Annotated in this window: 8 protein-coding genes; 2 read left to right on the forward strand and 6 right to left on the reverse strand. The window is 69.5% G+C overall.

Annotation, left to right across the window (positions count from 1 at the left end):
* Positions 1-128 precede the first annotated feature (128 nt).
* Positions 129-887 (forward strand): SDR family oxidoreductase, encoded by a 759-nt coding sequence (locus VFZ70_18645; protein HEX6257834.1) that lies wholly within the window; start codon positions 129-131, stop codon positions 885-887.
* Here VFZ70_18645 and VFZ70_18650 read toward each other — a convergent pair.
* The 5 genes from VFZ70_18650 to VFZ70_18670 all read right to left on the reverse strand — a co-directional run bounded on the left by VFZ70_18650 (position 884) and on the right by VFZ70_18670 (position 7,714).
* Positions 884-2,374: a hypothetical protein gene (locus tag VFZ70_18650; protein ID HEX6257835.1), complete on the reverse strand. Its 1,491-nt coding sequence runs from the start codon at positions 2,372-2,374 to the stop codon at positions 884-886. The genes VFZ70_18645 and VFZ70_18650 overlap by 4 nt on opposite strands.
* A gap of 158 nt (positions 2,375-2,532) precedes the next feature.
* Positions 2,533-4,584, reverse strand: coding sequence for an AAA family ATPase (locus VFZ70_18655; GenBank protein HEX6257836.1), 2,052 nt, complete (start codon positions 4,582-4,584; stop codon positions 2,533-2,535).
* Between the two features lie 589 nt (positions 4,585-5,173).
* The gene (locus tag VFZ70_18660) at positions 5,174-5,941 is read right to left on the reverse strand and encodes an NAD kinase (GenBank protein HEX6257837.1); all 768 of its coding nucleotides are present in this window, start codon (positions 5,939-5,941) and stop codon (positions 5,174-5,176) included.
* 373 nt (positions 5,942-6,314) lie between these two features.
* Entirely contained in the window at positions 6,315-7,007 is a 693-nt protein-coding gene (locus VFZ70_18665) for a hypothetical protein (GenBank protein ID HEX6257838.1), read from the reverse strand.
* Complete coding sequence (locus VFZ70_18670) at positions 7,004-7,714, reverse strand: DUF998 domain-containing protein (protein ID HEX6257839.1); 711 nt, start codon at positions 7,712-7,714, stop codon at positions 7,004-7,006. Before VFZ70_18670 ends, VFZ70_18665 begins: the two co-directional genes overlap by 4 nt.
* Before the next feature lie 957 nt (positions 7,715-8,671).
* On the opposite strand from VFZ70_18670, the gene VFZ70_18675 reads away from it, so the two are divergent.
* Positions 8,672-10,333 carry an FAD-dependent oxidoreductase gene (locus VFZ70_18675; protein HEX6257840.1) on the forward strand — a complete coding sequence of 554 codons (1,662 nt, stop codon included), beginning with the start codon at positions 8,672-8,674 and terminating at the stop codon, positions 10,331-10,333.
* 131 nt (positions 10,334-10,464) lie between these two features.
* On the opposite strand, the gene VFZ70_18680 is transcribed toward VFZ70_18675, so the two are convergent.
* The coding region (locus tag VFZ70_18680; protein HEX6257841.1) for a PPOX class F420-dependent oxidoreductase at positions 10,465-10,851 on the reverse strand (387 nt) is incomplete at its 5' end.

Raw genomic sequence — 10,851 nt, forward strand, 5'->3', positions numbered from 1 at the left:
TGAACAGGGCGTCGATGTCGGCGCGGATGCGGTCGGTGGGTGATACTCGTGACGGCACGGGCGTAGTCCTTCCAGAGTGAGTTGGCGCTCTCTCAGGAACCTACGCCCGTCGTCCATTTACACCCCGGATGGGCCGCCACCGCGCGATCGGCGGCGCTGTCGCACGCGCCTTCGCGCGCGAGGGTGCCAAGCTCTTTCTCACAGGCCGCCACCTGGCGCCCGTCGCAGTTGTTGCCACGGACGTCGTTTCCGCCGGCGGATCGGCCGAGGCGGCGGACGTCGACGCGCTCGACGAGCAGGCTGTCGACAAGCATCTCAAGTCCGTAATCGATACGGCGGGCCGCGTCGACATCTCGTTCAACGCGGTCGGCATCCCGAACACGACGATCCTGGGTGTGCCGCTGACCGAGCTGGATGTCGAGCAGTTCTCCCTGCCGATCACGACCTACGTCACGTCCTACTTCCTGACCGCGCGCCTGGCGGCCCGGCGCATGATCGCGAACCGATCGGGGGTGATCATGACCGTCACCGCACTGCACTCGCGGACGGGCATCCCATTGGTGGGAGGGTACGGTCCGGCGCAGGCCGCCAAGGAGGCACTCACCCGAGGGCTCTCCGCCGAGCTCGCACCTCAGGGCATTCGCGTGGTCGGTCTGCGCCCGCAGGGCATGCCGGAGACACGCACGATCAAGGAAGCCTTCGAGCCTCGCGCCAGGGCGGGCATGACCTGGGAGCAGTGGCAAGAGTTCCTCGCGAGCAGGACCCACGCGCGACGCCTCATGACGCTCGAGGAGATGGCGAACATGGCGGTCTTCATGGCATCCGACAAGGCGAGCGGGATGACGGGAACAACCGTCAACCTGACCATGGGCAGCCTGGATGACTAGCGGCCAAGCGAATCGCTGCCTCCTTCAAGCCTTGGCTCATGGGTGAGGTTCGCTGGCTCGAGGTCGGTGATCACGTGGCGTACGCGTCGTCGAAGCGCGTTCGGGTCGGCTGCAGTGTTGGTCGCTGGTGCACCGGCCGGTTCGTGTGGCGGCGCCTGAGGTTGTGACATGGCACGTCGTCGCAGCACGTGGGCGACGATACGGGGGTGGAACAGGGCGGTGGGGCTCTCGACGAGTCCCGAGACACGCACGAAGGCACGGGCGAGGTCGGCGTCGTGGGCGGCGGCGGCATGCAGTCGTCGGATGTAGCCCTCGGCGACGCGGTGCTTGATGTGTCGCTGCCCGTCAACCTGTGGGAAGGCGAGGTCGGCGCCGGCGGCCATGTCCCACGGGATGCCGGTGGCGCGGACGATGGCGGTAGGCAGGCTCCGCTCCTGCCGGCGGCTGGGTCGTGCCAGGTGGTCGCGTAACGCGAGCGCCTGAAGTGCCGCGACGGTCATGCCCTGACCGTAGATGGGGTTGAAGCTGGCGACGCTGTCTCCGAGCGGCACGAACCCGATGGGTGCCGGATCGAGTCGTTCGTAGTGGTGGCGCACGCTGGCTGTGAAGCGGTAGGGCACTGGGTCGTCGAGGGGTTCGGCGTCGGCGATCGTGCGCGCGATGTCGTCGAAGGGCAGCGATCGGGCGAATGCGAGGTAGCCCTCGGGGTCGGTGGGCGGGTGGTCACCGATCATCCCCGCCAACGTCAGCAGCCACTGATCGTGCTCGATGCGGGCGAGCACACCGCCGCGCGGGTGGGTCGGCGTCGGGCCGTGAATGCTGGCCAGATCACCGCCGAGGTCGTTGGGTCGCGCTCGGTAGCGGCGCGTGGCGTAGCCAAGGTCCATGCGGATGCGTTCTTCATCGGGCGTGGGACAACCGAGCGCGGCGAGCCACTTGGGCGCCCGCGAACCGCGGCCGGTGGCGTCGACCACGAGGTCGGCAAGGACGATCTCCTCCGCGCTGTGGTCGGCGCGTCGCAGCAGGCGTGCGCCAGTCACACGCTGGCCCTCGGCGACCAGACCGGTCACGTCGGCCGGCGGGGCGAACGTCAGACGGTCGAGCACTGCGACGCGGTGTCGGACGTGGTGTTCGAGCAGTGCCCGGCTGGCGCTGACGGCCAGCAGGCCGCTGGTGGTCCGGCGCAGCCGATGACCGTTGAGGTGCATGCGGGTGTCGCCGAGCACGTCGCCGGTCGGCGCCCCCGCGGCTGCCAGCTGCGCGGTGATGCCGGGGAACAGCTCCTCGAGCGCCTGCTGACCGCGGGCCAGCAGTGCGTGCGCGTGCCGTCCCTGCCCGATGCCGCGGCGGTTGGCTGGCGCATCGGGCGGGGCGTCTCGGTCCACGACCGTGACGTCGGCGAACACGTCGGCGAGTACACGCGCGGCCAGCAGACCGGCGATGCCGCCACCGAGCACCAACGCGTGGTCGTAGCGGTCGGGGTGCATGAGCGTCTCCTCTGTCGTCAGAGGAGACAGTGCGGCGGCGGGCTGCTCGGTTGCCAGACCACTCGCTGTCCAGTACTGCTCAGCTCAGAAAGAACGGCAGACCGCTGGTGGGTCCGGCGCGGATTGTGCGCCCCGCAGTCCACGTGCGGGCGGTGCTGCTACGCGACGCCGTAGATTTCGCGGTCCCACAGCCATGCCACGATCCGGTCGACGCCCTGGGTGAGGTGGCGGCGGTAGGTGCTGAACGCCAGCCCGAGCAGCGCCGCTGCGGACTCCTGCGTTCCAGCCGGCCGCAGGTAGGTGCGGTCGATCGCGCGTAGGCGCTTGTCGTCGCGCGGATGCTGCCGCAGGGTGTCGACGGCCATATCGAGCAGCTCCCGCAACGCCGTGGCGTCGGGCTCGTCGGTGCCGGCGTGGGCACGGAGCAGACGAGTGCGCAGCAGCGGGTTGCGGGCCAGCAGGTCAGGACAGTGAAGGTCCCGCAGCGCCTGGCGGACGGCGGCGGTGAACTCGGGCTGTGACATCACCAGCACAGCCGGTGCCGCAGGTTCAAGCGCCGTGGGTTCCTGCGCGAGCGCTCGTTCGGTCCACAGCGTCAGGAGGTCATGGACGGGAACGCGGCGGAAGTCGTGGGCGAACAGGCCGTACCGTCGGCCGCCGACCGTGAAGTCCGCGCCGTGCGCGCGCGGCAGGTCGGCCAGCGCGAAGTAGTCGTTCCACGGCTCGGGCTCGAACAGTGCCAGGTAGTCCCACGCCAGGTTCGGCATGTCCAGGTACCGCTGGAGCGTGAGGATCGGTACGGCGTTGAGCGTGGGCGACGGCCCCTGGTAGGCGTCACGGTCGACCGTGAAGCGTGTCTGGGTCACGATCTCGCCGGGTCGTGGCGGTGCCTGGCGGTGGGCGTGGGCCCATGCCGCCTGTGCACCGGGATCCGCGGCGCGGTCGGCGTCGGACGCCGCGGTGAGGTCGAGCAGCGTGATGACCCCCCGGACGTCGCCGTGGTCACCGCGCACGACGAAGAACGCGGTGTGTTCGCATTCCCACCAGCGCCCGGCGATCGCGGCGGACACGTCGCCCTCGGCATGGCGGACCAGCTCCAACACGGCGTCGCGGTCGTCAGCGTGGGCCGGCTCCGGGTGGCGCTGGCCCCAAACATCCCAATCAACCGGCGACAGCACGCTCGGTAGGTTGCGGAACACGAACTTGAGATCGAAGATCGCGCGCCGCCTGTCGACACCGAAGGTCGACCGCAGCCGGTGCACGATGTGGTCTCGGACGCGGCGGAACACCACCGTGTACGCGTCGGGATCCCGCCAGCGCAGGTCAGCGTCGAGCGCGTCGCGTGCGAGGTCGTGCGGGAACAACCCAGCCGGGCCGACGTCCACGAACGACAGGTCCCGAAGCCACCGGAAGATCTCGAACGCGTCGGAGACGTCGAGCGCGTCGCGCAACAGCGACTCGGTCGTGACCCGCGCCAACGCACACACCTCAAGCGCCTGCCGGTGCACGCCGCTCGGGACGGCGTCAACAAAGCGTTCCAGCACCGTCGCGACGAGATCAGGCGTCAACGGATCGACCGTGACATCGCCGCCACGGGCGACAACGTCGGTCAACAGCGACAACCCGAGCGGATGGCCGTGCGACGCCTGGACCAGCGGCGCGTGCAGCTCGGGGGCAATGCCGCTCATCTCCAGGTACCGGTGGCAGGCGTGGGGGTGCAGGTTGCGTAGCGAGATGACACGCAGCAGGTCGCGCCATGCGGGATCGACGCGCCACGCGGGATCAGGAGGCGATCGGTCCCCGATGATGATGAGTGCGTCCGACGGCAGCCGCGGCAACAGGTCATCGCGCACCCAGGCGTCGAGTGCTGCCAGCCGCTCATACGAGTCGATCAGCACGACGATCCGACGGCCTGACGCCGCGGTGATCGGACCGGCGCCGTCGCTGACCGTGAGGTCCGCGGATCCGCGCAGCACGGCCAGCACGGCGGCCGGCTGTGCAACGATATCGCGTCCGTCGATGTAGACGACGGTGGCACGGGCGCTCTCGGCGGTCGCCGCCAGCATCGTGAGCAGGCTGGTCTTGCCGATGCCTCCGGGACCGTGGACGTAGAGCACCGCGAAGGGAAGTTGGTGCGCCGCCAACGCTGCCCGCACCAACTCCATCTCGGCGTCGCGACCCACGAATCGGCGCGACCGGCGGGCTGCCATCACGTCACCGAGCGAGCCGCCTCGGTGCGATTGCGCTACCACGCCGTCCATCCAGTCCCGTGGCTCGTCGAGCGCTCCCTCGATGTTCAACGCATCCTGCGGCGGTCGCCACTTGTCGTCAACGTGTCAAGGTGACTTCGTCGACGCATGGCTTCGCCCCGAAGCCCGCACAACAGATGGCTGCAGAACCGCAGCGGGACTCACCCGGTTCCGCACCACCCGGAGCCCCGCCGCTGTGACCGCTTCGTCTGCTGGTCGATCGCTGCCCTTTGGGGCGTCGGGTTGTCATCCGGGGATGACGTAGCGGTCGGCCCACCATGTCGTGCCGTCGGCGGTGAAGCGGTCCAGGAGGCGGTCGAAGTGGTCCTGGCCAATCATGAACACAGAGTGCAGGGGTGGGAAGTCCCCGCCGGCTGTTCACCTACCCCGCGCGATCGTCTTCCGCTCTCGGCGCGTGGCCTTCCCGACGGTTACGCGGTGATCCCACATCCTGCCCTTCGCGGTCAGCTGCGTTCACCCGTGCCGATGTTTGATGCGAGCGATGGCCCGCTGCTGGGCACGTCGATCGGCAGCGTGCGGTGATCCGGTGTCAGCGGAACTGTTCGGCGAGGATGCGGCTTTCCAGTGTGTGGTTGCGGTCGAACAGCAGGGTCATCGGTCGGTCGGGTCGTTGCGTGACGATGACCTTACGGACGTTGGTCACCTCGTGGTGGTCGGCGGCGGCGTTGACGGGGCGTTTGTCGCTGTCGAGGATCTCGAGGGTGATCTCGGCGTCGCTGGACAGCAGCGCGCCACGCCAGCTGCGGGGTCGGAACGCGGCGACCGGTGTGACGGCCAGCAGTCGTGCGGTCAGCGGGAGGATTGGTCCGCCGGCGGAGCGGTTGTAGGCGGTGCTGCCGGCGCCGGTGGCGATGATCAGCCCGTCGCCGTGGAGTTCGTCCATCTGGACGTCGCCGTCGACGGTCACACGGATCCGCGCGGTCTGTGCCGACGCGCGGAACAGTGAGACCTCGTTGATGGCCAGTCGCGTGGTGCGCTGCCCGCGGCCGTGTATGGCGTGCAACTGGATGGGGTGCAGGCTGGTGGGCCGGGCGTCGCGGATGCGTTCTGGGAGGTGCTCGGGCAGGTAGCGGTTGAGCAGGAACCCGACGGTTCCGCAGTTCAAACCGTACAACGGCAGTCTGCGCTGGTCGTCGAGTAGGCGGTGCAGGGTGCGCAGCATGAACCCGTCGCCCCCGACGACCACGCCGACGTCGGCGGCGGGCTCGGGCGCGAAGGGGTAACGGTCGGTCAGGTCCGCGGCGGCTTGCGCTGCCCGGGTGTTGTTGGTGTCGGCGATGAGGGCGATGCGGTCCACGGGTGACCCCTGGCCCGGACCGGCCGCAGCGGGCCGGTGAGGTCGTCGCGGGCGGTCGGTGGTGGCTGTGCTGCCGGTGCATCGCTGACTGTTCCCGATGTGGCCGACGTGGTCATGGTGCCTCGGCGCTGGCGTGTTGTCTGGCCGCGGCCGTGAACAGGTCGTCGGCCACGGAAGTGCAGAGGACCCTCTTCTTCGGCCTTGGTCGATGGCTGCGCGCTGCGGGTTGCGCGTGGGCGGATGGCCGGTGCGGGGCGCGTCGTCGACCGTTGGTACCGTGGGCGGCCGTATGAGGACATGCCGACGTCAGCGCCGCGGGCGACGTCTGCGCTGATGACGCGGCGGACGACGGCAGCAGGCGCACCGCGACTTGCTAGCGCGTCGTTCGTGGACGGCTGAGCACGTAGGCGGCGGTGAGGAACAGCGCCATCGCGATGGTCCCGAAGGGCAGCGCGTGGTCGACGGCGCCGATGACGCCGGCGAGGGCCAGTGGGATCGTCGCCGACGGTGGCGCGCCGGCCTGGTGCAGCGCCGCGGCTGCGGCGGTCACGGCAACCAGCCAGGACGCGCCGGCGATGAGCGCGATGGTGAAGGGCACGGGTTGGTCGAGCCCACCGCCGGACAACGCGTCGCTGACACCTGTCAGCACGGCCTGCTCAGCGGCCGACAGTCCGCGTCCGTACTGCGCGACGAGCCCGTTGCTGAGACCGACGATCGAGTCGAACGCGCTGTAGAACACCAGGTAGAACAGCAGCGCGACGCGGCTGTTCTGTGCCGCGGGGCCGGTGAGTCCCTCGGTGAGCCAGTAGATCGCGACAGCCATCAGCAGGATCAGCAGCAGCTGGACGGTGTGCACGCCGATCCACAGCGGCGCCCGGTCGCCGACCGCCGTGTACAGGTTGGCGTCGCCGGCGGCCACGACATGCAGCAGTCCCGTGACCAGGAACGCGGTCGGCGCGCCGAAGACCACGAGCATGCGCGCGGGATGTGACCGGAGCTCGCTGATCCCCAGGACCTGCCGCTGCCCAGTCGCGGCGTCGGTCGCCACGGCGTGTTGGGCGGTCATCCTGCCGCCCCTCTCATCGCCGGTGCCACCGGTGCAGCAGTCGGCGCAGCCCCCAGACGCCGCAGCCACCCGCCGATCAGGGCGAGCCAGCCGAGCAGTACGAGCCAGAACAGCCGCTGCACGACGCCGGTGTAACTGCCCGGCCCGAACGCAACGACAACCGTGCCACTGATCAGGTACCACAGCGTGATCGCCACGGCGAACCAGCCTGTCACCCGGGCCAGCGGATGCCATCTGCGATCGCGTGCGAACACGCCGCGCAGGATGAACGCGCCCACGACCAGAAAGAGGGGACCGATGGTGCCGGCCAAGGTGTGCATCTGACCCGAGAAGGTGGTGGCGGTCGTGCCGTCTGCAAGTTGGGCGTCCGTTGGGAACACGGCGACGCCGACGAAGAACACGCCGGTCACCGCGATCAGCCACGCCGCCCACACGCGCGGGCCCGGTGCCAGCGATCGACGCAACCCGAGGCCCACCGCCACCATCCCGGCGCCGACGACCAGGAACGCGACCGTCATCAGCCACCCCGACGGTCCCAGCGCGTACTCGCTGATCTGGTGGTCGACGGGGTCCAACGCCGGGTTGATCAGATGCAGGAGGACGACACTGGCAAGGAACCATCCCGTGCAGACCAGGCTGATGGTGCCGAGCACCTCCACGGACGGGCGGCCTCCGCGTGCGCGGACGGGAAGGTCGGGGTCACGCATGACTGCCTCCTCGGTTCGTTCGTCGGACACGGCAGGGCGCCACGGCGTGACGAGCACCAACGGGATCGCCGCAACCCCGGTCGTGACGAGCGCCACCGCCGGACGCGGCCGAGCCGACCGCCGACTGTGCTGACCGTCGCATCCGCCGATACGTCGGCGGGAGACCGTGGCAGGACCAACCGCAATCGTCCGTGCTGCTCCACGATTCCACGGCACTGGCCGCACAGCGCAGGACGATGATCAGCGCGAGGTCGCCATGACGACGAGCGCGGCCCGACATCAGCGAAAGCCGAACCGGTCGCGCGATGGTGTCCATGGCTCCCCGTCGCTGGTGCGGCGACGTGACGTATGAAGCGCAACCTATAGAAGTCGCCGCTCCCTCGTAACGGTGAACCCGCCAGTCATCACGTCCATCGGTGGGCAAACCCTGACGCGCCCGACCGTCCCGCTCCGGCGCACCGGCGACGACGCGACCACGCTGACCGACGCGACCGACGCGACCGACGGACCGGTGGCGCACCCGCCGAGCAACCCGAATGCGGGGCCCCACCCTCGACTGTGGGTGGAGACCGTGGTGGTCATGAGCGGCGTCCGGTGGCGGCGATACGATGAGGGCCGAAGCGACACTGGTCGGGACCACATGGGGTTGCTGTCCAACGCAAAATGGGCGCTGCAGCGGCTTGCAGGTCGCGCGCCGGTCTGCGCCCACGTCAGTGCGGTTCGCGAGGTCACGCCTCGATCCGACGGCTGCGCGCCGTGCCTCGCTCTCGGTGACACGTGGGTGCATCTGCGGATGTGCTTGACATGCGGTGAGGTCGGCTGCTGCGACTCGTCCAAGAACCGCCACGCCCATCGCCACGCGGACGGGGTGGGACACCCGATCGCCCGTTCGGCGGAGCCCGGAGCCGATTGGGCGTGGTGCTTCGTCGATGAGGCTGTTGTGGGTGTCGGGGTCGGATGAACCCAGCCCTGCTGTTGGTCATCGAAGACACCGGCACGCGCCGGTACATGACCGACGAACTCGCGAGTCGCTTCGCTCGTGACTACGCGATCGAGGCGTACGCGTCGGCTGCGGCGGCCCGCCAGCGGCTGCAGGCGGTCGATCCCTCGATGGCTCCCGTGGCGATGGTCCTCGCCGACGCCGACCTGGGATCGGCCGAGAGCATCGGATTTCTCGGGCGGGTCAGGGAGCTTGTGCCCACCGCATCGCGGATCCTGCTGCATGACCGCGGCGCGGGCACCGCTGGGAGCGACGTCATGCGTGCCATGGCGCTCGGGCGGATCGACAGCGCGATGGCGAAGCCGACCGGACCACGCGACGAGGACTTCTTCGGCGCGCTGACTGAGTACCTGTCCGACTGGGCGTGGCTCACACGGCCGGTGGTCGACGCCGTGAAGATCGTCGGATCCGACCGGACGCCGGCTGAACGGGAGATGGTCGACCTGCTGCGCCGGCACGAGGTTCCGACCGGTGTCTATGGGCCGGAGTCCGGTGAGGGGCAGCGGATCCTCGCGCGCGCAGGGCCGGACGCGACGCTCCCCGTCGTGGAGGTGCTCGACGGGCCACCGTTGAGCGACCCGTCGCTTGTGGAAGTGGTCGACCAGCTGGGGGCCGCCGGTGCCGTGAGCGAGGACGGCTACGACCTGGTGATCGTCGGTGCGGGACCGGCCGGGTTGGGCGCGGCCGTGTATGCCGCATCCGAGGGCTTGCGTACCCTGGTCGTTGAGCAGGAAGCGATCGGCGGGCAGGCCGGCACGAGTTCGATGATCCGCAACTATCTCGGCTTCCCTCGCGGTGTCACAGGCCGTCGTCTCGCCGGCCATGGCGCGCGGCAGGCGATCCGGTTCGGCGCGTCGTTCCACCTGATGCGTTCGGTGGTGGCGCTGCGGCGTGCAGATGGCCTGAGTGTGCGGTTGTCCAGCGGTGTCAACGCGGCTGCGCGATCGGTGCTGCTGGCCTGCGGTGTGTCCTACCGCAGGCTCGGGGTCACGGCGCTCGAGGCACTGGTCGGCGCGGGCGTGTTCTACGGCGCGGCCGTGGGCGAGGCACCGGCGCTCATGGGGCTGGACGCCTTCGTCGTCGGCGCCGGCAACTCGGCGGGCCAGGCAGCGTTGCATCTCGCCAGGTACGCGGCCCGCGTGACCATGGTCGTGCGTGCACCCGACCTCGACCGCTCGATGTCGGCCTACCTCGTGCGTGAGGTCGCCGCGCACGACCGCATCGAGGTGCTGGTGCGGTCGGAGGTCGTCGGCGGTCGTGGCGACGGGCACCTCGAGCAGTTGACGTTGCGTGACAACGTGACCGGTGAGCTCCGCGACGTCCCTGCTGCAGGGTTGTTCATCCTCATCGGCGCCGAGCCACGCACCGACTGGCTGCCCGACGACATCGAACGCGACGACCGTGGGTTCGTGCGTACGGGTGCCGAGGTCTCACCTACGCGATGGCCGTTGGCACGTCCGCCGGCCGCGTTCGAGACCAGCATGCCGGGCGTGTTCGCCGCCGGCGACGTGCGCAGAGGATCGGTGAAGCGCGTCGCCGCCGCCGCTGGCGAAGGGGCGGTGACGGTACCCATGATCCACAACGTGCTGACCGGCCAAGGCGATCGCGGTCCTGCGTGACGTGCCGATGAGCGCCGCCGTGGCGTGGTGCACGGTGCGTCGTGACCAAGCCCGCGGTCGAGGCGCGCTCGGACCAGGCGCTCGTTCGGGCAACGTCGTGATGCATCGGCGAACCGGTCTGGCACTGCCGGTCAGCTCAGGCCAGCGTTATGAAGAACCTTGCGCGACGGGTACCAAGCTTCACCGACAGGATCGCCTTCCATGTTCCAACTCCATGACACGGTCGGAGTGATGCGCATGTAGTGGCCGGGCCCGACCATCCCGGCACGTGCGATTGGTTTCTCGGCAGTGCCGTAGACCCTTATGCCTCGTGCGATGAACGGGTCGAACGACACCAAGTCGTCAACGACGAGCGCGACGGTGTCGTGGCCGTACTCCACATTCTGGATCTTGCGTGTGGTGAGGACGGTTCGTCCGCCACCGATCCAGAAGTGGGTACCGTCGAACTCATAGGCAACCGGGGTCACATCTGGCTGCCCGTCAGGTGCCACCGACGCGAACCTGGCCAGCGGCTGGGA

Source organism: Euzebyales bacterium (assembly GCA_036374135.1).
GTDB lineage: Bacteria > Actinomycetota > Nitriliruptoria > Euzebyales > JAHELV01 > JAHELV01.

Excerpts from the sequence above, each read along its gene's own strand:
- VFZ70_18670 (HEX6257839.1), bottom strand. The coding sequence starts at position 7,714 with ATGCGTGACCCCGACCTTCCCGTCCGCGCACGCGGAGGCCGCCCGTCC.
- VFZ70_18665 (HEX6257838.1), bottom strand. The coding sequence starts at position 7,007 with ATGACCGCCCAACACGCCGTGGCGACCGACGCCGCGACTGGGCAGCGG.
- VFZ70_18675 (HEX6257840.1), top strand. The coding sequence starts at position 8,672 with ATGAACCCAGCCCTGCTGTTGGTCATCGAAGACACCGGCACGCGCCGG.
- VFZ70_18650 (HEX6257835.1), bottom strand. The coding sequence starts at position 2,374 with ATGCACCCCGACCGCTACGACCACGCGTTGGTGCTCGGTGGCGGCATC.
- VFZ70_18645 (HEX6257834.1), top strand. The coding sequence starts at position 129 with ATGGGCCGCCACCGCGCGATCGGCGGCGCTGTCGCACGCGCCTTCGCG.
- VFZ70_18655 (HEX6257836.1), bottom strand. The coding sequence starts at position 4,584 with ATGGCAGCCCGCCGGTCGCGCCGATTCGTGGGTCGCGACGCCGAGATG.